This is a genomic window from Pseudomonas sp. A2 (assembly GCF_023100865.1).
In the GTDB taxonomy this organism is placed as follows: domain Bacteria; phylum Pseudomonadota; class Gammaproteobacteria; order Pseudomonadales; family Pseudomonadaceae; genus Aquipseudomonas; species Aquipseudomonas asiatica.
Map to the genome: position 1 here is coordinate 4,873,005 of NZ_CP039127.1, position 24,282 is coordinate 4,897,286.

16 protein-coding genes are annotated in these 24,282 nt (G+C 64.2%); 11 read left to right on the forward strand and 5 right to left on the reverse strand.

Features of this window, described 5'->3' with window-relative positions; all coding sequences use genetic code 11:
- Positions 1–9 precede the first annotated feature (9 nt).
- Genes E5221_RS22615 through E5221_RS22625 form a run of 3 tightly spaced genes read left to right on the forward strand, consistent with a single transcriptional unit; the run spans position 10 to position 3,600 of the window.
- Positions 10–1,914, forward strand: a complete 1,905-nt coding sequence (locus E5221_RS22615) for an ATP-binding protein (RefSeq protein WP_044047147.1) — start codon at positions 10–12, stop codon at positions 1,912–1,914.
- Positions 1,911–3,239 (forward strand): sigma-54 dependent transcriptional regulator, encoded by a 1,329-nt coding sequence (locus E5221_RS22620; protein ID WP_282189717.1) that lies wholly within the window; start codon positions 1,911–1,913, stop codon positions 3,237–3,239. Before E5221_RS22615 ends, E5221_RS22620 begins: the two co-directional genes overlap by 4 nt.
- Before the next feature lie 25 nt (positions 3,240–3,264).
- The gene (locus E5221_RS22625) at positions 3,265–3,600 is read left to right on the forward strand and encodes a GlpM family protein (RefSeq protein ID WP_013973973.1); all 336 of its coding nucleotides are present in this window, start codon (positions 3,265–3,267) and stop codon (positions 3,598–3,600) included.
- A gap of 169 nt (positions 3,601–3,769) precedes the next feature.
- Here the strand turns inward: E5221_RS22625 and E5221_RS22630 are convergent, their stop codons facing one another.
- Positions 3,770–4,765, reverse strand: a complete 996-nt coding sequence (locus tag E5221_RS22630; RefSeq protein ID WP_039613718.1) for an alpha/beta hydrolase — start codon at positions 4,763–4,765, stop codon at positions 3,770–3,772.
- A 196-nt stretch (positions 4,766–4,961) separates the two neighbouring features.
- On the opposite strand from E5221_RS22630, the gene metR reads away from it, so the two are divergent.
- A complete protein-coding gene (gene metR, locus E5221_RS22635) occupies positions 4,962–5,879 on the forward strand; it encodes a transcriptional regulator MetR (RefSeq protein ID WP_003258025.1) in 918 nt (305 codons plus the stop codon).
- On the opposite strand, the gene E5221_RS22640 is transcribed toward metR, so the two are convergent.
- Complete coding sequence (locus E5221_RS22640; RefSeq protein ID WP_013973975.1) at positions 5,863–6,276, reverse strand: NUDIX domain-containing protein; 414 nt, start codon at positions 6,274–6,276, stop codon at positions 5,863–5,865. The genes metR and E5221_RS22640 overlap by 17 nt on opposite strands.
- A gap of 244 nt (positions 6,277–6,520) precedes the next feature.
- Between E5221_RS22640 and E5221_RS22645 the strand changes: the two genes are divergently transcribed.
- Together E5221_RS22645 and E5221_RS22650 are read left to right on the forward strand one after the other, a co-directional pair.
- A complete protein-coding gene (locus tag E5221_RS22645) occupies positions 6,521–10,789 on the forward strand; it encodes a DEAD/DEAH box helicase (protein WP_247846494.1) in 4,269 nt (1,422 codons plus the stop codon).
- Between the two features lie 277 nt (positions 10,790–11,066).
- A complete protein-coding gene (locus E5221_RS22650; protein WP_015271581.1) occupies positions 11,067–12,686 on the forward strand; it encodes an FMN-binding glutamate synthase family protein in 1,620 nt (539 codons plus the stop codon).
- Between the two features lie 143 nt (positions 12,687–12,829).
- Here E5221_RS22650 and E5221_RS22655 read toward each other — a convergent pair whose 3' ends face one another.
- Positions 12,830–14,248, reverse strand: a complete 1,419-nt coding sequence (locus tag E5221_RS22655; protein WP_013973978.1) for an amino acid permease — start codon at positions 14,246–14,248, stop codon at positions 12,830–12,832.
- A 476-nt stretch (positions 14,249–14,724) separates the two neighbouring features.
- Between E5221_RS22655 and E5221_RS22660 the strand changes: the two genes are divergently transcribed.
- From E5221_RS22660 to E5221_RS22670, 3 genes are all read left to right on the forward strand, one after another.
- Positions 14,725–17,874, forward strand: a complete 3,150-nt coding sequence (locus E5221_RS22660; RefSeq protein ID WP_247846495.1) for a transglycosylase domain-containing protein — start codon at positions 14,725–14,727, stop codon at positions 17,872–17,874.
- 89 nt (positions 17,875–17,963) lie between these two features.
- On the forward strand, positions 17,964–18,509 hold the full coding sequence (locus tag E5221_RS22665) for a PadR family transcriptional regulator (RefSeq protein ID WP_247846496.1): 546 nt from the start codon (positions 17,964–17,966) through the stop codon (positions 18,507–18,509).
- Entirely contained in the window at positions 18,502–19,263 is a 762-nt protein-coding gene (locus E5221_RS22670) for a siderophore-interacting protein (RefSeq protein ID WP_182329040.1), read from the forward strand. Before E5221_RS22665 ends, E5221_RS22670 begins: the two co-directional genes overlap by 8 nt.
- 284 nt (positions 19,264–19,547) lie before the next feature.
- On the opposite strand, the gene E5221_RS22675 is transcribed toward E5221_RS22670, so the two are convergent.
- Together E5221_RS22675 and E5221_RS22680 are read right to left on the reverse strand one after the other, a co-directional pair.
- Positions 19,548–20,183 (reverse strand): Pr6Pr family membrane protein, encoded by a 636-nt coding sequence (locus E5221_RS22675; protein ID WP_182329039.1) that lies wholly within the window; start codon positions 20,181–20,183, stop codon positions 19,548–19,550.
- A 1-nt stretch (position 20,184) separates the two neighbouring features.
- Positions 20,185–20,406 carry a VF530 family protein gene (locus E5221_RS22680; protein WP_003252112.1) on the reverse strand — a complete coding sequence of 74 codons (222 nt, stop codon included), beginning with the start codon at positions 20,404–20,406 and terminating at the stop codon, positions 20,185–20,187.
- A 165-nt stretch (positions 20,407–20,571) separates the two neighbouring features.
- On the opposite strand from E5221_RS22680, the gene E5221_RS22685 reads away from it, so the two are divergent.
- The gene (locus tag E5221_RS22685) at positions 20,572–22,617 is read left to right on the forward strand and encodes a TonB-dependent receptor (RefSeq protein ID WP_247846497.1); all 2,046 of its coding nucleotides are present in this window, start codon (positions 20,572–20,574) and stop codon (positions 22,615–22,617) included.
- A gap of 303 nt (positions 22,618–22,920) precedes the next feature.
- Positions 22,921–24,255 carry a carbohydrate porin gene (locus E5221_RS22690; protein WP_013973984.1) on the forward strand — a complete coding sequence of 445 codons (1,335 nt, stop codon included), beginning with the start codon at positions 22,921–22,923 and terminating at the stop codon, positions 24,253–24,255.
- Positions 24,256–24,282 lie beyond the last annotated feature (27 nt).

Here is a 24,282-nt window from a genome sequence, read left to right on the forward strand (position 1 = left end):
GCCACTGTGATGAAATGCGATCCTTCGCTTCTTCTCCCTGCCAAGCCTGCCGTGAAATCCCGCCTGCTCCGCCAATTGCTGTTACCGCCACTGATCATCCTGCTGATGGTCGGCCTGGGAATGGCTGGCTACCTGATCAGCGAGAGCAGCGGCATCCGCACCCTCAGCGAAAACGGCGAGCGCCAGCTGGAGCTGCACGCGCGCACGGTCGAGAGCGAAATCAGCAAGTACACCTACCTGCCGAGCCTGCTGGAGCTGGAAGACAGCGTCTCGCATCTGCTCACCGACCCTGACGGCGGCTCGCGGCAGACCGTCAACGAATACCTCGAAGGCCTGAACCGGCGCAGCCGCAGCCGGGCCATCTTCGTCCTCGACACCAACGGCCGTGTCCAGGCTACCAGCAACTGGCGCGATGCCGACTCGTTCCTCGGCGAGGACCTGTCGTTCCGGGCCTACTTCCAGACTGCCGTGCGCGGCGAACCCGGGCGTTTCTACGGTATCGGCAGTACAACCGGCGAGGCCGGCTATTACCTGGCCCACGGCCTGGAGGAACACGGCAAGATCATTGGCGTGGCGGTGATCAAAGTGCGCCTGGACACCCTCGAGGAGCGCTGGCAGCGTGCCCGCCTGGAGGCGTTCGTCAGCGACGAGAACGGCATCATCATTCTCTCCAGCGACCCTGCCCGGCGCCTGAAGTCGGTACGCCCGCTGACCCCGCAGATCAAGGAGCGCCTGGCTCGCAGCCTGCAGTACTACTGGTGGCCGCTGAACGAACTGCAGCCGCTGGCACGGGAGACCCTGGCCGATGGTGTGGAAAAGCTGACCTTCCCGGCCAACAGCGAAACCGCACAGGGCAAGGCCCGCGAAATGGCCTACCTGGCCCAGACCCGGCGCCTGGTCGACACGCCCTGGCATTTCACCCTGCTGACCCCGCTGCAGGACCTGCGCCGCGAATCCATGGTACAGGGCATCCTGGCAGGCGTGGCCTTTGCATTGCTGGCGATCCTCGGCATCGCCTGGAACGAACGGCGCAAGGTCATCGCCACTCGCCTGGCAGCCCGCGAGGCCCTGCAGGAAGCCAACAGCCAGCTGGAACGACGGATTACCGAACGCACGGCCGACCTGCGTGCCAGCAACGAACGCCTGAAGGGCCAGATTCGCGAGCGCCGGCATGCCGAGCAGACCCTGCGTCACGCCCAGGATGAACTGGTACAGGCTGGCAAGCTGGCCGCCATCGGGCAGATGTCCACCAGCATTGCCCACGAACTGAACCAACCGCTGGCCGCGCTGCGTACGTTGTCCGGCAACACCGTGCGCTTCCTCGAACGCGGGGCGCTGGAAACCGCCAGCACCAACCTGCGTACCATGAACGACCTGATCGACCGCATGGGCCGAATCACCGCCAGCCTGCGCTCGTTCGCCCGACGCAGCGACGACAGTGGCCAGGCTTCGCTGGCCAAGGCGGTGGACGCTACCTTGCAGGTGCTGGCCAACCGCATCAGCGCCTGCCACCTGCAGCTGCACAATCAGTTCGAGGACCAGCAGCTGGCCATCGACCAGACCCGCCTGGAGCAGATCCTGGTCAACCTGATCGGCAACGCCCTGGATGCCATGGCCGCCCAACCGCTGCCACAACTGTGGCTGGAAGGCGAGCTGCAGGGCGACAAGTACCGTTTGCAGGTGCGCGACAATGGCCACGGCATCGACGCCGAGGCGCGCAAGCACCTGTTCGAACCTTTCTTCACCACCAAACCGGGCGAACATGGCCTGGGCCTGGGCCTGACCCTGTCGGCGAGCCTTGCCGCCGCCGCCAAGGGCAGCCTCAACGTCGAGCACCCCGCCAGCGGCGGCACGGCCTTCGTCCTGGCCCTGCCCCTGGTCTCACCCCCTAGCGAATCGGCAGAGCACCCATGAACCAAGCGCCTCTTACCGTCCTGATCGTCGAAGACGACCCGCATGTGCTGCTCGGCTGCCAACAGGCGCTGGCCCTGGAAGACATCGCCTGTGAAGGTGTGGGCAGCGCCGAGCAGGCGCTGGAGCGCATCGGCGACGACTTCGCCGGCATCGTCGTCAGCGATATACGCCTGCCGGGCATCGATGGCCTGGAGCTGCTCAACCGCCTCAAGGCCCGCGACCGCAGCCTGCCGGTGGTACTGATCACCGGCCACGGCGATATCGACATGGCGGTGGGCGCCATGCGCAATGGCGCCTACGACTTCATGGAAAAACCCTTCTCCCCGGAGCGCCTGGTCGACGTGGTGCGCCGCGCCCTCGAACAGCGCGGGCTGTCGCGCGAAGTGGTGGCCCTGCGCCGCCAGTTGGCGGAGCAAAGCAGCCTGGAGAGGCGCATCATTGGCCGTTCGCCGGCCATGGAGCACCTGCGCGAGCTCATCGCCAACGTCGCCGATACCTCGGCCAACGTGCTGATCGAAGGCGAAACCGGTACCGGCAAGGAACTGGTCGCCCGCTGCCTGCACGACTTCAGCCATCGTCAGGGCCAGCCGTTCGTGGCACTGAACTGTGGCGGCCTGCCGGAAAACCTGTTCGAAAGCGAGATTTTCGGCCACGAGGCCAACGCCTTCACCGGTGCCGGCAAACGCCGCATCGGCAAGATCGAACATGCCAATGGCGGCACGCTGTTCCTCGACGAAGTGGAGAGCATGCCGATCAACCTGCAGATCAAGCTGTTGCGTGTGCTGCAGGAGCGCACCCTGGAGCGGCTGGGCTCGAACCAGAGCATTCCGGTGGACTGCCGGGTGATCGCCGCCACCAAGTCTGACCTGGATGCCATGGGCCAGAGTGGCCAGTTCCGCAGCGACCTGTATTACCGGCTGAACGTGGTGACACTGGAGCTGCCGCCGCTACGCGAGCGCCGCGAAGATATCCTGCAGCTGTTCGAACACTTCCTGCAGCAGTCGGCCCTGCGCTTCGACCGTGAAACACCTGCGCTGGACAGCCAGACCTTGTCGCGCCTGATGGCCCACGACTGGCCGGGCAACGTGCGTGAACTGCGCAACGTCGCCGAACGCTATGCCCTCGGCCTGCCTGCGTTCAAGAAAGGCCCCAGCGGTGGTGCCAGCCAAGGCTTGGGCTTTGCCGAGGCGGTGGAAGCGTTCGAGCGCAACCTGCTCAGCGATGCCCTGCAACGTACCGGTGGCAACCTGAGCCAGGCCAGCCAGGAGCTGGGCATGGCCAAGACCACGCTGTTCGACAAAGTGAAGAAATACGGCCTCGGCTGACCTCAACCCAACCTGGAAAGACAACGTGGACCTGGTATTCAAAGCTGCCCTGGGTGCTGGTGTGGTGGTGCTGCTGGCGGTGCTGTCGAAGACGCGCAATTACTACATCGCCGGGCTGGTGCCGCTGTTCCCCACCTTCGCCCTGATTGCCCACTACATTGTCGGCAAGGGGCGCAGCATTGCCGACCTGAAGACCACCATCCTGTTCGGCATGTGGTCGATCATTCCGTACTTCGTGTACCTGGCGACCTTGTATGTACTGGTCGACCGCATGCGCCTGGAGGCATCGCTGGCGTTGGCCACGGTGGCCTGGCTGATGGCGGCGACCGTGCTGGTGACCTTGTGGGTGCGGATGCACTGAGGCAGGTCGGCTGACGCGGTCCGTGTAGGAGCGGCCTTGTGTCGCGATGGGGCGCGTAGCGGCCCCCGATTTCAGCTTAGCCGCGAATATTGCCGGGGCCGCCTTGCGGCCCTTTCGCGACACAAGGCCGCTCCTACAGGGGATCGCATCAGCCTGGAAGCATGGAAATTCACAGCCCTGCGATATGCGTGACATCCTGCCGATGTGCCTGCAGGTAGGGCAACACCGCCCCCAGCAACGGCGCCTTGAACGGCTCCTGGAAGCGGTGCGCCAACCCCGGTATCAAGCGCAGCTGGCTGCCCTGGATATGCGCCGCCAGGTGCACGCCATGCATCACCGGCAGCAACGGATCGGCCGTGCCATGCACTACCAGGGTCGGCACCCGCAACTGGTTAAGCAACTCGACCCTGCTCGGCTCGGCCAGTATCGCCATGATCTGGCGCTTGGCCCCTTCAGGGTTGAACGCCCGGTCGTAGGCCACGGCCGCTTGCTGCAGCAAGGCCGCACGGTCGTCACGCACCTCGGGGCTACCCAGCGCCGCCAGCAGATCAGCCTGCTGCTCGATGGCCACTTCGCGGTTCGGCGCGCTGCGCCGGGCCAGCAACTGCACCAGCGCCGGATCCGGCGCCGGCAACCCCGCCGCCCCTGAACTGGACATGACCAGCGTCAGGCTGCGCACGCGCTCGGGCGCCATGGCAGCCAAGTGCTGGGCAATCATGCCGCCCATGCTAACCCCCAGCACATGAAACTGGCGCACGCCCAACGCATCCATCAAGCGCAGGCCATCGTCCGCCATGTCGGTCAGCGTATAGGGCGCAGCCACCGACAGGCCCAGCTTGTAGCGCAGCAGTTCGACCGTCAGGTTGGCCGTCGGTGGCAACTGGTTCCAGCGTGACAGGCCGACATCGCGGTTGTCATAGCGGATCACCCGAAAGCCCTGGCGGCACAACGCTTCGACCACGTCGTCCGGCCAGTGGATCAGTTGCCCGCCAAGGCCCATCACCAGCAGCAAGGCCGGGTCGCGTGGCGCACCGACGCTCTGGTAGACAAGGCTGACCGCGCCCAGCTCGGCCCGCTGCACCGGCGCGTGGGCGTCACAACGCTGTTCAGCGAAACTTGCAGGTACGCCGAATACAAAGAAAAGAAAAAGCCAAAAAGCCCGCATGAAAGAAACACCAGAATGCAGATCCCCAGTAGAGCGCGAGTCTGATGAATTCTGTTCGGGCGCGCTGCCACAGTTCAGTGACAGTTTGATGACTCCCGCCAGGCGGTGCGGCGGTACGCCCAGTCGACAGGCGCGGCAACATGAGGGAAACTCAACTCATTCCCTGTTTCCTCAAGTCCACACACCGGAGTCAGCTGTGCTGGAGATCCGTCACCTGAAAACCCTTCATGCCCTGCGCGAGGCCGACAGCCTGGTGGAGGCCGCCGAGCGCCTGCACCTGACCCAGTCGGCGCTGTCGCACCAGTTCAAGGAGCTGGAAGAGCGCCTGGGCCTGCCGCTGTTCGTGCGCAAGACCAAGCCGATCCGCTTCACCAGCGCCGGGTTGCGTCTGCTGCAACTGGCCGATGCCACCCTGCCGCTGCTGCGCGGCGCCGAACGTGACATCGCGCGCCTGGCCGGCGGCACCGCCGGTCGTCTGCACATGGCCATCGAATGCCACAGCTGCTTCCAGTGGCTGATGCCGACCATCGACCAGTTCCGTGACGCCTGGCCGGAGGTGGAGCTGGACCTGGCCTCCGGCTTTGCCTTCGCCCCACTGCCGGCCCTGGCCCGCGGCGACCTCGACCTGGTGGTGACCTCCGACCCGCTGGACCTGGCGGGCATCACCTACGTGCCGCTGTTCACCTACGAGGCGATGCTGGCGGTGGCCAACCAGCATCCGTTGGCCAGCAAGCCCTACATCGTGCCGCAGGACCTGCTCGACCAGACCCTCATCACCTACCCGGTGGAGCGCGACCGCCTGGACATCTTCACCCGCTTCCTGGAGCCAGCCGACATCGAGCCCGCCGCCGTGCGCACATCAGAGCTGACGGTGATGATGATGCAACTTGTGGCCAGCGGCCGTGGCGTGTGCGGCATGCCGCACTGGGCGCTGCACGAGTACAGTTCGCGCGGGTATGTGAAGGGCAAGCGCCTGGGTGAAAAAGGCCTGTTCGCCACGCTTTATGCCGCCGTGCGCACCGACATGCTCGATGCGCCATATATGCGCGACTTCTTGCTCACGGCCAAGGACACCTCGTTCGCCACCCTCGATGGCGTCAGCGCGGTGCGCTGACGGCCTGGCGGTATAGCGGCAGGATCAGGTCGCGGGTCAGGGGTGCCAGCTGCATGGCGGGTACCTGGTCTGCGGCCAGCCACACCACCTCCTCGATCTCCGCGGCCGGCAGCACGGCTGCGGCGCTGTCGACACGGAACAGTTCGGCCTGTACCTCGAAGCCCGGCTCGTTGGCGGCCGGGGCGCTGAACTGGCCCAGGTGCACGGCCTGGGCCGGGTCGATGTGCAGGCCCAGTTCCTCATGCAGCTCGCGCACCAGCGCCTGCACCGGGGTTTCGCCAGCATCGATCTTGCCGCCGGGCTGCATGAAAGCCTGGGTGCCGCGTTTGCGTACCAGCAGGGTTCGGCCTTGGGGATCGATCAGCAGGGCCGCGGCGATGCGGATGGTGTTGGGCATGGGGGCTCACCTGAAACAATGACCGGGGAGGATCCCATGGGGGTCATTGCCCTGACAAGGCCAGTGTCTCCTGTGCCGGCCTCTTCGCGGGTAAACCCGCTCCCACAGGTGCACCACAAGGTCAGAGAGCGGCGCAGTACCTGTGGGAGCGGGTTTACCCGCGAAGAGGCCGGCACAGGTCATAGCCGATCCGGCAGACGAACGGCCCCTTGCCAACCCGCCCCACACCCTCCATAACCAACACATGAACCTGCCCGCCAAACACCACCCGGTGCTCGAGCTGTTCCACCCCGCCGTGCGCACCTGGTTCCGTCGCCACTTCGCCACGGTGACCGATGCCCAGGCCCAGGCCTGGCCGTTGATCCATGCGGGCCAGTCGATGCTGCTGGCCGCACCGACCGGCTCGGGCAAGACCCTCAGTGCGTTCCTGGCCGTACTCGACGAACTGTTCCGCCAAGGCCTGGAGCACCAGGGCGAGCTACCAGCGCAAACCCAGGTGGTCTACGTTTCGCCACTCAAGGCGCTGTCCAACGATATCCGCCTGAACCTGCAAGCCCCGCTCGAAGGCATCAGCCAGGCCATCGCGGACCAGGGCCTGAACGCCCCGCGCATCACCACGGCCGTGCGCAGCGGCGACACTCCGCAGAAGGAGCGTGCCGCCATGCGCAAGCTGGCGCCGCACATCCTGGTGACCACCCCCGAATCGCTCTACGTGCTGATGGGCTCGGCTTCTGGCCGTAAAGGCCTGGCCAGCGTGCACACGGTAATCGTCGACGAAATCCATGCCCTGGCAGGCAACAAGCGCGGCGCCCACCTGGCACTGACCCTGGAGCGCCTGCAGGCCCTGTGCAACCGGCCGTTGCGGCGCATCGGCCTGTCGGCCACGCAACGCCCGGTCGAACGGGTGGCGCAATTTCTGGTCGGCAACGGCCGCCCCTGCGCAATCGTCGATGTCGGCCATGCTCGGCAGCGCGACCTGGCCATCGAGTTGCCGCCAGTGCCGCTGGGTGCAGTGATGGCCACCGATGTCTGGGGCCTGGTCTATGACCGCCTGGCCACCCTGGCGCGCGAACACCGCACCACTCTGGTGTTCGTCAACACCCGGCGACTGGCCGAGCGCATCACCCGCCACCTCAGCGACCGGCTGGGCAAGGAGGCGGTTGCCGCGCACCACGGCAGCCTGGCCAAGGAACTACGCCTGGATGCCGAACAACGCCTGAAGAATGGCCAGTTGCAGGTGCTGGTGGCCACTGCATCGCTGGAGCTGGGTATCGATATCGGCGACATCGATCTGGTCTGCCAGATCGCTTCACCAGGTTCGATAGCGGCCTTTCTGCAGCGGGTCGGCCGCGCCGGCCACCAGGTCGATGGCGTGCCAAAGGGCCGCTTGTTCCCGACCTCGCGCGATGACCTGATCGAATGCGTGGCCCTGCTCGACTGCATACGCCGGGGCGAGCTGGACGAGCTGCACATTCCACGGGCGCCGCTGGACGTGCTGGCCCAGCAGATCGTCGCCGAAGCCAGCAACCAGCCCTGGCACGAACAAGCCCTGTTCGACTGCCTGCGCCAGGCCACGCCCTATGCCGAACTCGACCAGCAACATTACCAGGCCCTGTTGCGCATGCTCACCGAGGGCTATAACGGCCGCCAGGGCGTGCGCAGTGCCTATCTGCACCGCGATGCGGTGAGCGGCACCCTGCGTGGCCGCCGCGGCAGCCAGCTGACCGCCCTGACCAGCGGCGGCACCATCCCCGACAACGCCGACTACGCCGTGCTGCTCGAACCGCAGGCGCTGAACATCGGCAGCGTCAACGAAGACTTCGCCGTGGAAAGCATCGCCGGCGACATCTTCCAGCTTGGCAATGCTTCCTATCGCATCCTGCGCGTCGAGCCGGGCCGGGTGCGGGTGGAGGATGCCCATGGCCTTCCACCGACCATTCCATTCTGGCTGGGCGAGGCGCCGGGGCGCAGCGACGAGCTGTCCGCCGCGGTGGCCCGGCTGCAGGCGCAGATCGACCAACAGCTGGCTGACAACAACCAGGCCGAGGTGCTGACATGGTTGCAGGCCACCTTCGAACTAGGTGAAGACGCCGCCGGCCAGTTGCTCGACTACCTGGCCCGCACCCGCGAAGTGCTGGGTGCCCTGCCCTCGCAGGACACGCTGGTGATGGAGCGCTTCTTCGATGAGTCCGGCGGTACCCAGTTGATCATCCATTCGCCCTACGGCAGCCGCATCAACCGCGCCTGGGGCCTGGCCCTGCGCAAGCGCTTCTGCCGCACCTTCAACTTCGAGTTGCAGGCGGCGGCCAGCGAGGACGCCATCGTGCTGTCGCTGTCCTCCAGCCACAGCTTCGAACTGGACGACGTGTGGCGTTACCTGAATAGCCGCAACGCCGAGTCGATCCTTGTCCAGGCACTGCTCGATGCGCCGCTGTTCGGCGTGCGCTGGCGCTGGAACGCCAGCGTGACCATGGCCTTGCCGCGCTTTGTCGGCGGTCGCAAGGTGGCGCCACAGATCCAGCGGATGAAGAGTGAAGACCTGATTGCCGCCGTGTTTCCCGACCAGATCGCCTGCCTGGAGAACATCGTCGGCGAGCGGCAGATTCCCGATCATCCGCTGGTCGAGCAAACCCTCGACGACTGCCTGCACGAGGCGATGGACAGCGAAGGCTGGCTAGCACTTTTGCGGCGCATGGAAAGCGGCACGGTACGCCTGCTGTGCCGCGATCTGCCCGCCCCTTCGCCGTTGGCGGCGGCCATCCTCAATGCTCGGCCATATGCCTTCCTGGATGACGCGCCACTGGAAGAGCGTCGCACGCAGGCAGTGCTCAACCGGCGCTGGAACGAGGTGCAGAACGGCGACGACCTGGGCGCGCTGGACGCCGATGCGATTGCCGCCGTGGCGGCCGAGGCCTGGCCGCAGCCGGGCAACGCCGACGAAATGCATGAAGCGTTGATGGGCCTGGGTGTCATCAGCCAGGACGAAGTGCAGGGCAATGCCGGCTGGGAGCTGCTGCTCAGACAATTGGCCAAGGCTGGCCGGGCCTTGCGCCTGGTGGATGAAAAACTGTGGCTGGCACGCGAGCGGTTGAGTCTGCTGCAGGTGCTGTATCCCGGCTCCCGGCTGGAACCTGCGTTGCAGGTACTGCCAGGCTTCGATCAGGCCATCGAGCCGGACATTCCGCTGGTCGAACTGTTGCGAGCCCGCCTGAGCGGCCATGGCCCGCTGACCCGCGCGCAGATTGCGGTAGCACTTGGCAAACCGCCGCAAGCCATCGAACAGGCCCTGGCCCGCCTGGAGGCCGAAGGCTATGTGCTGCGTGGGCATTTCAGCCCCGGCGCAAGCGAACTGCAGTGGTGCGAGCGCCATTTGCTGGCGCGCATCCACCGCTACACAGTCAAACGCCTGCGCCGGGAGATCGAGCCGGTCAGCCTGCAGGACTTAGTGCGCTTTCTGTTCGACTGGCAGCACCTGGCTGACGACACGCGCCTGCGCGGCCCACAAGCCGTGGCCGAGGTACTTGGCCAGTTGCAAGGGTTCCCGAGTGCAGCCGGAGCCTGGGAGGCCGAACTGCTGCCGGCACGTATCAAGGACTACAGCCCGCACTGGCTCGACGATGCCTGCCGTAGCGGGCAGTTTGCCTGGAGCCGGCTGGCGGCGACCGTGTCGAGCAACACCTTGTCGAGCACACCGCTGGTGCTGCTGCCGCGCGAGCATCTTGGGTTGTGGCGCAGCCTTGCCCCCGTACCCGCCCTGGATAGCCTCGGCGCACGAGCGCAACGCGTCCACGAGGTGCTGAACGCACATGGCGCGCTGTTCTTCGACGAGCTGGCACACGACGCCCACCTGCTGCCCAGCGAACTGGAGACGGCCTTGCAAGAGCTGGTAGGTGCAGGCCTGGTGGGGGCCGACAGCTTCACCGGCCTGCGCAGCCTGATCACCCCGGCGGCGAAACGCACATCGCGCAACAGCCGACGCGGCCACCCGCCGCTGTCCAGCAGCATGTCCCATGCCGGGCGCTGGGCCTTGCTGCGCAGGGGCACTGTAGACGACAGCCAGCGCCTGGAGCACATCGCCCGGGCCCTGCTACGGCGCTATGGCGTGGTGTGCTGGCGCCTGCTGGAGCGCGAAAGCGATGTGCTGCCGCCCTGGCGCGAACTGCTGCGCTGCTATCACCGGCTGGAAGCGCGTGGCGAGATTCGTGGCGGGCGCTTCATTGCCGGGCTGGCCGGCGAACAGTTCGCCTTGCCGGAGGCGGTGGGGCTGCTGCGGCAGGTGCGGCGGCGTGAATTGGACGGGGCATTGGTGGTGGTGAGTGCCAGTGACCCACTGAACCTGGTCGGGTCTTTGCTGCCGGGGGCAAAAGTGCCGGCGGTGAGCGGCAACCGCCTGCTGTACCGCGACGGGGTGCCAGTGGCGATGCGGGTGGCAGGGCACTATTCGTACCTGGTCGAAGCGCCGGCACAAGAGCAGGAAAGCTGGCGGCAGAAGCTGCTGCGCGACACTATCTGAATCCCTTGTTGCTGACTTCAGGGCATGCACAGCACCTGTAGGAGCAGCCTTGTGCTGCGAAGAGGCCATTATTGCCGAAGACAATCTGTTTCCCTATTGGCCTCTTCGCAGCACAAGGCTGCTCCTACAAAAGCCCGTGTTGGCCTGAAGACTATCGCCAGGCTCTGCGAGAATGATTTTCGCTACCCCGATTTTAATTTGCACAGCCGAGCAACTTGGCTATGGTCGGGGTTTGCCCCAGGCCCTGAGCCTGACCGCGCCATCGCAAGGACCCTGTATGAGCCTGTCACTTCTCAGTCGCTATGCCTTCTTCGCCGCCTGTGTGCTGTTCACCCTGGCGAGCCTGCCGTTCACCCACCACGAATGGCTGTGGCCGTTCACCCTGAGCACCGGAATCCTCAGCCTCATCGGTCTGTTCGACCTGTTGCAGCAACGCCACGCAGTACGCCGCAACTATCCGATCCTGGGCAACATCCGCTATCTGGTCGAGGCCATTCGCCCGGAAATTCGCCAGTACCTGCTGGAGGCGGACAGCGACGCCCTGCCGTTCTCCCGCGCCCAGCGCTCGCTGGTTTACGCAAGGGCGAAGAACGAAGCCTCGGACAAACCATTCGGCACCCTGATCGACGTGTACGAGTCCGGCTTCGAATTCATCGGCCACTCCATGCGCCCGGCGCCATTGGCCGACCCGGCAAGCTTCCGGGTCATCGTCGGCGGGCCGCAATGCAGCCAGCCATACTCAGCGTCGATCTTCAACATATCGGCGATGAGCTTTGGCTCGCTCAGCGCTAACGCCATCCGCGCGCTCAACCAAGGCGCCAAGCTGGGCAACTTCCACCATGACACCGGCGAAGGCAGCATCAGCCCCTATCACCGCGAGCATGGCGGCGACCTGGTCTGGGAACTGGGCAGCGGCTACTTCGGGTGCCGCACGCCAGACGGGCGCTTCGACCCCGAACGCTTTGCCGCCCAGGCACGCAGCCCGCAGGTGCGGATGATCGAAATCAAGATGAGCCAAGGCGCCAAGCCCGGCCATGGCGGCATCCTGCCCAAGCACAAGGTGACCCGGGAAATCGCCGAAACCCGTGGTGTGCTGATGGGCGAAGACTGCATATCGCCGTCGCGCCACAGCGCCTTCTCCACCCCCATCGAGATGATGCAGTTCATTGCCCAGCTGCGTGAGCTGTCTGGCGGCAAACCGGTAGGTTTCAAGTTCTGCCTGGGCCACCCGTGGGAGTTCATGGGCATCGCCAAGGCCATGCTGGAAACCGGCATCCTGCCCGACTTCATCGTCGTCGACGGCAAGGAAGGCGGCACCGGCGCGGCGCCGGTGGAGTTCACCGACCACATTGGCGTACCGCTGCGCGAAGGGTTGCTGTTCGTGCACAACACCCTGGTTGGCCTGAACCTGCGCGACAAGATCAAGCTGGGCGCCAGCGGCAAGATCGTCAGCGCGTTCGACATTGCCAGCGTGCTGGCCATTGGCGCTGATTGGGCCAACTCGGCGCGCGGCTTCATGTTCGCCATCGGCTGCATTCAGTCGCAGAGCTGCCACACCAACAAGTGCCCGACCGGTGTGGCCACGCAAGACCCTCTGCGCCAGCGTGCGCTGGTGGTGCCGGACAAAGCCCAGCGGGTGTTGAACTTCCACCACAATACCTTGCGTGCCCTGGCCGAAATGCTTGCGGCAGCGGGCCTGGAGCACCCGGCGCAGCTGGAAGCCAAGCACCTGGTACGGCGCATCTCGGCCACCGAGATCAAACTGTTCTCGCAGATGCATGTGTTCTTGAAGCCGGGTGAACTGCTGACTGGCGAGGTGAACGGGCAGTTCTATTCGCGCATGTGGCAATTGGCGCGGGCGGACAGCTTTGAACCGAACAGTGAAGTGGCGGCCTGATAGAACCCTGGGGCTGCTACGCAGCCCATCGCGACACAAGGCCGCTCCTACAGGCGACCGCGACCCATGCAGCTGGCTGCGGTCGCCTGTAGGAGCGGCCTTGTGTCGCGAAAGGGCCGCAAAGCGGCCCCAGCCATTTCAGATCAGGAAGCAGTACTGGCCACACCCTGCGCGTCTTTCGGCGCCAGGCGGAACGCGTAGTACAGCACCGTCAGCAGCACCAGGAACGCCGGGCCGATGTACAGCGCCACGCGGGTATCCTCGAAGTACGCCATCAGGCCGACCACCAGCACCAGGAAGGCCAGCGCCAGATACGAGCTCAACGGCCACAGCCACATGCGGTATTTCAGCGCCTTGCGTTCAGTGGAGCTCAGGCCGGCGCGGAACTTCAGTTGCGCCAGCAGGATCATCACCCAGGTCCAGATCGCGCCGAAGGTGGCGATCGAAGTCACCCAGACGAAGACCTTCTCCGGCACCAGGTAGTTGGCCAGCACGCCCAGCAGCAGCGCACCGATCGACAGCAGCAGCGCGTTGCGCGGCACGCCGTTCTTCGACGTACGGGCGAAGGCCGCCGGGGCCTGGCCGTTCTGCGCCAGGCTGTAGAGCATGCGCCCGGTGCTGAAGATGCCGCCGTTGCACGACGACAGCGCTGCAGTGATGACCACGAAGTTGATGATGCCGGCGGCGGTCTTGATGCCCAGGCGCTCGAAGGTCATGACGAACGGGCTGCCCTGGCTGCCGATTTCGCTCCAAGGGTAGATCGACAGGATCACGAACAGCGCACCGACATAGAACAGCAGAATGCGCCAGAACACCGAGCCGATGGCCTGCGGGATGGTCTTTTGCGGGTTGCGTGCTTCACCGGCGGTCAGGCCGATCATTTCCACGCCCAGGTAGGCGAACATGACCATTTGCAGCGACATCAGCACGCCGGTCACGCCATTGGGCATGAAGCCGCCGTTGCTCCAAAGGTTGGAAATACCCACTGCCACGCCGTCATTGCCGAAGCCAAAGGCAATGATGCCGATGCCGCCAAGGACCATGGCGATGATGGTGACGATCTTGATCAGGGCGAACCAGAACTCGAATTCACCAAAGGCCTTGACGGCCACCAGGTTGACCGCCCCCATGCTGCCCAGCGCCGCCAGGGCCCAGATCCAGCGTGGTACGTCGGGGAACCAGATGCCCATGTAGATGGCCACCGCGGTGATTTCGGCAACGCAGGTCACCAGCCACAGGAACCAGTAGTTCCAGCCGGTAAGGAAGCCCGCCAGCGGGCCTAGATAGTCCTGGGCATAACGGCTGAACGAGCCGGCGACAGGGTTGTGCACGGCCATTTCGCCAAGGGCGCGCATGATCACCAAGATGGCCAGGCCGCCGATGATATAGGACAACATGATGGCGGGGCCGGCCATTTCGATGGCCTTGGCCGAACCGAGGAAAAGACCGACACCGATACAGGCGCCCAGCGCCATCAGGCGGATGTGCCGTTCGCCCAGTTCACGTTTGAGCGGGCCGCCTTCAGCGGCCTGGCCGTGGGCAGAGTGGTTGCCGACTGGCATAGCAATACAACCTCATTTTGTTATTGGATTTGACCTTCGTGCAGCACCAGCCAGGCCGATAGGCGTGGCATTGGCTTGCCGAACTGGCCTTGTGGGCCGGCCCGAGTGCCGGAATAGAGCGCCCGGCGAGGCGAAGGGGGCGAGCAGTATAGGAAGACCCTTGCAGGTTTTTTCGCTGTATAAACAGGAATATTCAGCTAGATCTCTGGGGCCGCTTCGCACCCCATTCGCAGCACAAGGCTGCTCCTACAATGGATACGCATTCCCCTGTAGGAGCAGCCTTGTGCTGCGAATGGGGCGCGAAGCGGCCCCAAATCGCCCGGCCACCATAGCAACATCGCCGTATGAAGAAACCCACACCAAAGCCGCATAGCCCTACGCCACTCTTCTCCGTCTCTTACAAATTTTTCACCTGACCCGCTCAACGTCTAAGCTTCAGACAAGCAAGACGAAAATACCTGGCCGGATAGAAGACTATGGGCGCACTGTGGCAATCGGAACCAAGCAGAACGGAAGCACCCGAGATACCTCCGGCCGAGACGCCACAACCAAAGTCCCCCCGTCAGCGTCGGCTATGGTGGCGGCTGATCATCCTCATCCTGCTGGTGGCGCTGGTTGCCATCGGCTTCGCTGCATATGACGAATTCCGCACCTCCAACCTGCAGTCGCGGGAATTCAGCAAGCTGGCCAGCACCCTCACCTATTCGCTGCAACCAGGCCCCAGCGATGCCATCGTCTACCCCGGCGAAGGGCCGTTCGACAAACGCCTGGGCTACAGTGCCCTGGGCGAATTCCTGCCACGGCTGCTCAAGCGCGACTACCTGATCAGCGAGCAGGTGAAGTTCTCGCCGGCGTTGATGAACTACGTCGATCATGGGCTGTTCGCCCCCTATATCGAGAAAATCCAGGCTGGCCTGTCGATCACCGACTGCCGTGGCGACATGCTGTACCAGTACAACTACCCGCAACACTTGTACCCGGACTTTGCGGCGATCCCGCCGGTTATCGTCAACAGCCTGCTGTTCATCGAGAACCGCGACCTGCTCGACACCAAGGACCCGCGCAACAACCCGGCCGTGGACTGGCCGCGCTTCGCCAAGGCCGCCTACAGCCAGGTGGCCAAGTACCTGGCCCTGCCCGGCCAGTCCGCTGGCGGTAGCACCCTGGCCACGCAGCTTGAAAAGTACCGCCATTCACCGGACGGCCTGACCGTTTCCGGCGCCGAGAAGATCCGCCAGATGATTTCCGCCAGCGTGCGTGCCTATCAGGGCGGCCCTGATACAACCGAGGCGCGCCAGCGCATCGTGCGGGACTACCTCAACAGCGTGCCGCTGTCGGCAGTACCTGGGCATGGCGAAGTGCATGGCATGGCCGAAGGCCTGCGGGTGTGGTACGGCGCCGATTTCGACCAGGTCAACCAGGCCCTGAGTTCCACCGCCAGCGACCCTGAGAGCATGGCCGCACGCGGCCTGGCCCTGCGCCAGGTGCTGTCGTTGATGATTGCCCAGCGCCGGCCGTCGCACTACCTGTCCAAGGGGCGGCTCGAACTGGCCGAACTGACCGACGCGCACATCCGCGTGCTGGCCGCCAACAAGGTCATCGAGCAGCCACTGGCCGACGCTGCACTGGCCAGCAAGGCGGTATACCGCGACTGGGTGGCGCAACCGACCATCGTGCCGATCGTCACCAACAAGGGCATCAGCCTGGCACGCAACCGCCTGGCAGCCATGCTCAACCGCCCGCTGTACGATCTCGACCGGCTGGATGTGTCGGCCACCAGCACCCTGCAGTCCGACCTGCAGCTGCAGGTCAGCCAGTACCTGAAAAACCTTGCCGACCCTGAATTCGCGGCGCAGATCGGCCTGATCGGCGAACGCCTGCTCACCGCCAAGACCACCGATCAGGTGAGCTACAGCTTCACCTTGTTCGAGCGCACCGCCGACGGCTCGCGGGTGCGGGTGCAGACCGACAGCACCGACCAGCCATTCGACATCAACGAAGGCAGCAAGCTGGAGCTGGGTTCAACCGCCAAGTTGCGGGTGCTCACCACCTATCTGGAGATCATCGCCGAACTGCACGACAAATACGCCGGCAAGCCAGCCGCCGAGTTGAAGAAAGTCGAAGTCGCCGAGCTAGACCGCATCAGCCAGTGGTCGCTGGAATGGCTGGCGCAGAACAGCAAGAACCAGAGCCTGGACGCCATGCTCGATGCCGCGCTGGAACGCAAGTATTCGGCCAACACCGGCGAAGCCTTCTTCACCGGCGGCGGCATGCATGTGTTCAACAACTTCCGCAAGGAAGACAACAGCCGCAACCCAACCCTCAAGGATGCATTGCGCGAATCGATCAACCTGCCGTTCATCCGCCTGATGCGCGACCTGGTGCGCTACGTGACCTACCAGCAGCCGTACAACCGCGTGCCGCTGCTCAAGGACGACTCCGACCCGCGCCGCCAGGAATACCTGGCCCGTTTCGCCGACAAGGAAGGCACCAACTACCTGATGCGCTTCTGGAAGAAATACCAGCGCAAGACCTCGCAGCAGCGCCTGGACACCTTCCTCGACAGCATGCGCGTGACCCCGCAACGGTTGGCGGCCGTGCACCGCTATCTGTTCCCCGAGGCTAGCCAGGAAACCTTCAACGCCTTCGTCCGCGCCCACCTCAAGGGTGACAAGATCGTCCTGGGCAAACTGACCGATGGCCGCCTGTCGGAGATGTACGACGCCTATGGCCCGGGCAAGTACGACCTGCCCGACCAGGGCTATATCGCCAAGGTCCACCCACTGGACTTGTGGCTGCTGGGTTACCTGCTGAAGAACCCCGGTTCGACCTTGACCGAAATGGTCAATGCCAGCCGCTTCGAGCGCCAGGAGGTATATGGTTGGCTGTTCAAGAGCCGCCATCAGGGCGCCCGTGACAGCCGCATTCGCACCATGGTCGAAATCGAAGCGTTCCTCGACATTCACCAGCGCTGGAAGCGCGTGGGCTATCCATTCGACCACCTGGTACCCTCACTGGCCACCGCCATCGGCAGCTCGGGCGACCGCCCCGCCGCCCTTTCCGAGCTGGTCGGCATCATTCAGAACGACGGTGTGCGCCTGCCGACCTTGCGGATCGACACCCTGCACTTTGCAGCCAACACGCCTTACGAGACCAAGCTGGTCACCGACCCGGACCGGGGTGTGCGGATTCTGCCGGTCGAAGTGGCGCGCGCCCTCAAAGGCGCCATGTCGCAGGTGGTGGATGCGGGCACCGCACGGCGCATTTCCGGCAGTTTCAAGCTGCAGGACGGCACGCCACTGGTGATGGGCGGCAAGACCGGTACCGGTGACAACCGCATCGAAAGCTTTGGTGCTGGCGGCCGACTGATCGGCTCGCGCTCGCTGAACCGTACCGCTACCTTCGTGTTCTTCCTGGGCGACAACCATTTCGGCACCTTGACCGCATTCGTGCCGGGGCGCTCGGCAGAGGCCTTCAAGTTCACCTCGGCGCTGCCGGTGCAGGTGCTCAAGGGCATGGCTCCGATTCTCATGCCTTACCTGCAACCGGGTAATCCGAACGAGTGCAAGCCGCCGCAGGTTGCCGTGCATACAGCCACACCGCAAGGGGATACATCGAACGAATAGATGATAATCATCTGCAATTGAGGGCTTGTCTTTAGATATATCTTGAGTAATATCTTACGATATATCGCAAACGACGGAGCCCTGCCCCCATGCGCGAACATACCCCCCATGACCCCTTCGAGCGGCGCCCAGGTCGTGGCGAACGCGGCCCGCGCGTCTTCGCCCCCGGCGACCTCAAGCTGCTGATGCTGGCCCTGCTCGCCGAGCAGCCAGGCCACGGCTACGACCTGATCCGCCAGATCGAAAACCTGTTCGACGGCAGCTACAGCCCAAGCCCCGGGGTGATCTACCCCACCCTCAACTTCCTCGAGGAGGCCGAGCTGATCAGCGGCCAGGTGCAGGGCAGCAAACGCCTCTATGCCATTACCGAAGCCGGCCGCACCGCCCTGGCCGAACAGGCCGTCGCACTGGACGGCGTGCGCATGCGCATCGAAGTCAGCAAGCGCGCCCTGCGCGGCCACGACCGCCCACCAGAGATTCATGAAGCGGTCGGCAACCTGCGCCACGCACTGCACATGCACAGTGGCCGCTGGACACCGGAAGAAATCGAGCGGGTCCGTGAGCTGCTCAACCACACCGCCAAGGCCATCGCCTCCGGGCCGGCCGAACCTGTCCCGGAGACACCCCATGAGTGACACCATTCACCGCGTCAACCACGAAATCCGCCAACGCCACCTGCAGGTGCTGCGGGTCACCGAACTGACCCCGCGCATGCGCCGCATCACTCTCGGGGGTGCCGAGCTGCAAGGTTTCACCAGCGTGGGCAGCGACGACCATATCAAACTGCTGTTCGCCGAAACGCCGGAGCAACAACAAGCCATCGAGGCTCGCAACCTGGGCCGAGAAGGTGGCGCACGGCCTACCATGCGCGAATACACGCCACGGCGCATCGACCTGGTGGCCAATGAACTGGACATCGACTTCGTGCTGCACGGCGATGGCCCTGCATCCACCTGGGCCGCCCAGGCGGCACCCGGGCAAACCCTGGACATCGCCGGGCCGCGGGCTTCGATGGTGGTGCCGGACATCTTCGACAGCTACCTGCTGATCGGTGACGAAACTGCCATCCCGGCCATTGGCCGCCGCCTGGAGGAGTTGCCTGCGGGCCGTCAGGTGCTGGCGGTTATCCAGATCGAAGACGAGCAGGAACGCCAGCCACTGCCGAGCAAGGCACAGGTGGAGGTGATCTGGGTACGTCGCCAACTGGAAGACTTGCTGGCGCTGGTGAAGAACCTGACCTTGCCGCAAGGCCGGTTGTACGGCTGGGTAGCACTGGAAAAGGCCCTGACCCGCCAGGCCAAGGCACTGTTGCTGGAGAAAGGATTGCCTGAGGATGCGCTCAAGGCTGTGGCCTACTGGCGTGCCGACGGGACTGCTGAGGACGAATGATTGTTTATATTGCCTGCACTGGCCCTATCGCCGGCAAGCCGGCTCCCACAGGTACCCGCAGCGCTCAAGGGCTGCGCTGTCGTGCAGAGAACCAATATCGCACGTCTGACGCGTCCTTTGTAGGAGCAGCCTTGTGCTGCGAAGAGGCCGGTAGAGCCAATAGACAGGCTTTGTCAGCACCGGCCTCTTCGCAGCACAAGGCTGCTCCTACAGAACCTCGCCGAACCAATGAGTCATGTGTTGTTCTATGAGAGCTGGCTTGCCGGCGATAGGGCCAGTGCAGGTCAAGCCAATCTGTGCAGCCCCCGCCACCGATCCAGCCCCAGCAACACCAGCCCAATCCCCCAGAACCCCGCCAACACCCCCAGGGCATTGAGCATTACCTGCCCATACCCCAGGCTCGCCACGTCGATGAACGGGTAGGCATACACGCCAATCTCGCTCCCACGCCAAAGCGCGTAGGCAAAATACGTCGCCGGGTAAACCGCCCAGACCAGCAGATGCCATAGCCGCAACCTACCTTTGGGCACCTCGCACCACCAGTACAAGGCATATAGCACGGGCATCACATCGTGCAGCAACTCGTCCGCCAGCCATTGCCAGCCCTGCGGTTGCCACAAGTGACGCAAAAGCACGCTGTAGGCCAATGCCACCAGCACGATGCTGGCAGCCACTGCGGAACTCACCGAAGGCGACAGGAAAAAGCGTTTGGCACGGCCTTCCCGGCCAAACGCCGCATAACTGAGCACCGTTGCCACCAGGGTGTTGGTCAACACGGTGAAATACCCGAACACATTGATCAGGCCACCCACCAGGCTGGCCTGCTCCTGCCAGCGCGCCAGCAGCACCAGATACACCTGCACGGTCAGGCCGAACCAGCCCAGCACGGCCATGCCGGTCAGCCAGGGGCGACGCGGCATGTCAGGCCTGGCGCTGCAGCTTCACGTACAGCTGCTCGACCTTTTCCCGTGCCCACGGCGTCTTGCGCAGGAAGGTCAGGCTCGACTTGATGGTCGGGTTGCTTTTGAAGCAGCGCACATCGATGCGCTCGGCCAGGCCCTGCCATTGGTAGTGCGCCACCAGCTCGGTGAGGATCTGTTCGAGGGTCTTGCCGTGCAGCGCGTTGTGTTGGGCCGTGCTCATGCCAGTGCTCCGTAGGAAAGATGCGCACCTTACACGAGTGTAGTGGTGGGTGGGATCAGGTGAGTCAACAGAAAAACCGCTGGCCAGGCGCAAAACCTCTGTGCTGAAATAGAGATGTTATATTGTAACAATACAAAAGCATCTGCCAAGGAACGCCCCATCCCCATGCTGTACACACCGCTTCGCCTCTCTCCCCTCGCCGTCGCGCTCTGGCTTGCCGCACCACCCAGCCAAGCGGTTGAGCTCGAACCCCAGGTCATCACCGCCAACCCTTTGGGTAACAGCCAGCTGGCCGCCCCCAGCACCGTGCTCGAAGGCGACAACCTGCTGCAACAGCAGCACGGCAGCCTCGGTGAAACCCTGAACAAGCAGCCCGGAGTCGCCTCCACCTGGTTCGGCCCTGGCGCCAGTCGCCCGGTAATTCGTGGCCTGGATGGCGACCGCATTCGCATCCTGCGCAATGGCGTCGGCGCCCTCGACGCTTCATCACTGTCCTACGACCACGCCGTGCCGCTGGACCCGGTGACCGTCGACCGTGTCGAGATCGTCCGTGGCCCGGCCGCCCTGCTCTACGGCGGCAACGCCATCGGCGGCGTGGTCAATACCTTCGACAACCGCATCCCGGATACCCCCATCGAGGGCATCCACGGTGCCGGTGAACTGCGCTACGGCGGCGCCGATACCACCCGCAGCAGCGCTGGCAAGCTGGAGGCCGGCAACGGTGCCTTCGCCCTGCACCTGGATGCCAACAGCCGCCAGTTCAACGACCTGCGCATCCCCGGTTACGCGCGCAGTTCCAAGGTGCGCGATGCCGACGAACCCGGCAGCAAGCACCGCCTGGAAAACAGCGACGGCCGCCAGGACGGTGGCGCCCTGGGTGGCGCCTACCATTGGGACCACGGTTACGCCGGCCTGTCGTACAGCCGCTACGAAAGTAACTATGGCTCGGTGGCCGAGCCAGGTGTGCGCCTGGACATGAAGCAGGACCATTACGCCTTCGCCTCCGAGCTGCGCGACCTGGACAGCCCGCTCACTTCGATCAAGGTCGATGCCGGCTACACCGACTACGAGCATCGTGAAATCGAAGAAGGCGAGGTCCACACCACCTTCAGGAACAAGGGCTATGAAGCACGTATCGAAGCCCGCCACCAACCGCTCGGGCCGGTAGAAGGCGTGATCGGCGCCCAGGTCAGCCGTAACGAATTCTCCGCCTTGGGCGAGGAAGCCTTCGTCCCGCACACCGACACCGACAGCCTGGCGCTGTTCATGCTGGAGCAGTGGCAAGCCACCGAGCGCCTGAACCTGAGCCTGGGCGCACGCATGGAGCACACCCGGGTCGACCCGGATGCCAAAGGCAACGAGAACTTCGCCGACGCCGACAGCGCCAGCAGTTTCAACGCCTTCAGCCTGTCTTCCGGGGCGGTGTACCAGCTCGACCCGATCTGGTCGCTGGCCGCCAACCTCGGCTACACCGAGCGCGCCCCGACCTTCTACGAGCTGTATGCCAATGGTGCCCACGTGGCCACCGGAGCCTTTGAAGTCGGCGATGCCAGCCTGAACAAGGAAAAAGCCATTTCCGCCGACCTGGCCCTGCGTTTCGACAACGGCACCCACAAGGGCAGTGTCGGGGTGTTCTACAGCCACTTCCGCAACTACATCGGCCTGATCGGCACCGGCAACACCCGCGAGGGGCATGACCACGACCATGGCGAGGATGACCATGACCACGATCACGACCATGACGGTTTCCCGGAATACCAGTACCAGGGCGTGCGGGCGCGCTTCTATGGCATCGAGGCCCAGGACCGCTGGCAGCTGGCCGAGAACCGTTACGGCAGCTTCGCGTTGGAAGTGTCTGGTGACTACACCCGGGCCAAGAACCTGGACAGTGGCGAACCGCTGCCCCGCATCGCCCCGCTGCGCCTGAACAGCGGCCTGGTCTGGGAGCTGGACCGCTGGCAGGCGCGGGTCGACGTGCAACACGCTGCGTCTCAGCATCGCAAACCGGCCAACGAAACCAGCACTGATGGCTATACCACGCTAGGGGCCAGCGTTGGTTACCGCTTCGAAGTTGGCCAGAGCCAGTGGCTGGCGTTTGTGCGCGGCGAGAACCTGACTGACCAGACCGTGCGCTATGCCAGCTCGATCCTGCGCGACATCGCCCCGGCGCCGGGGCGTAGTGTGGAAGTGGGTCTGCGTACCACCTTCTGATTGCAAATCAGTATCTGTGGGAGCGGGCATGCCCGCGAAGAAACCGACGCGGTGGATGGCACCGGCTCCGCCGGTGTTCGCGGGCGCGCCCGCTCCCACAAAGAGCTCGCAAGCTCTGGACTGTTGCCATATCAGCAACAATCCACTGCGACAATTTGTCTTTTTTTCTTACAACTTCCCCTATATCCTCCCCGCCGCAAGCTGAATCGGTTCATCGAAACCATCTTGTCGCCATATTCATTGAGGGGCCCGCCCTTCGATGCGGCTGCCGTTTATTCAATAATCAAAAGATAGCGCTATCTCATGCTCCAACTGCCCAAAACCTGTTACATCGGCCTTGCCCTCAGCGCCCTGGCGGCTCCCAGCAGCGCCAGCGAGATGTTCGCCAGCGATTCGCCATGGATGCTCGGCGACTGGGGTGGCACCCGCAGCGAACTGCTGGAAAAAGGCTACGACTTCACCCTCGGCTACACCGGCGAGATGGGCAGCAACCTGCACGGTGGCTACGACCACGACCGCACCGCGCGCTACAGCGACCAGTTCACCTTCGGTAGCCACCTGGACCTGGAAAAGATCCTCGGCTGGAACGACACCGAATTCCAGCTGACCATTACCGAGCGCCACGGCGACAACATCAGCAACGACCGTATCAACGACCCGCGTGTCGGCGGCTTCACCTCGGCCCAGGAGGTCTGGGGCCGTGGCGAAACCTGGCGGCTGACGCAGATGTGGATCAAGCAGAAGTACTTCGATGGCGCACTGGATGTGAAATTCGGCCGTTTCGGCGAAGGCGAAGACTTCAACAGCTTCCCCTGCGACTTCCAGAACCTGGCCTTCTGCGGCTCGCAGGTAGGCAACTGGGTAGGTGGCATCTGGTACAACTGGCCGGTCAGCCAGTGGGCCCTGCGCGTCCGCTACAACCTCAGCGATGCGCTCTACGCCCAGGTCGGCGTGTACGAGCAGAACCCCTCCAACCTGGAGTCGGGCAACGGCTTCAAGCTCAGCGGCAGCGGCACCCAAGGCGCGGTAATGCCGATCGAACTGGTATGGAGCCCACAGGTCAATGGCCTGAAAGGGGAATATCGCGCCGGCTACTACTACAGTAATGCCAAGGCACAGGATGTTCTCAAGGACAGCAATGGCCAGCCGGCAGCCCTCAGCGGCGCCGCCTACCGCAGCAGTTCGAGCAAGCACGGCTTGTGGCTCGGCGCCCAGCAGCAGGTGACTTCGCTGGCGTCCGACCAGTCGCGTGGCCTGAGCCTGTTCGCCAACGCCACGGTGCACGACAAGAAGACCAATGCCATCGACAACTATGTTCAGGCAGGACTGGTATACAAAGGGCCATTCGACGCTCGCGCCAAGGACGACATCGGTTTCGCCCTCGCCCGCGTGCACGTCAACCCTGCCTATCGCAAGAACGCGCGTCTGGTCAACCAGGCCGCCGGCATCGACGACTATGACAACCCCGGTTTCCTGCCGGTACAGGACACCGAGTACAGCGCCGAGCTGTATTACGGCATCCACTTGGCCGACTGGCTCACGGTACGCCCCAACCTGCAGTACATCCGCCACCCGGGCGGGGTGTCGCAAGTCGATGGCGCCCTGATCGGCGGCCTGAAGATCCAGAGCAGTTTCTAACCCCTTTCTTGACCTGACGGAGAACCT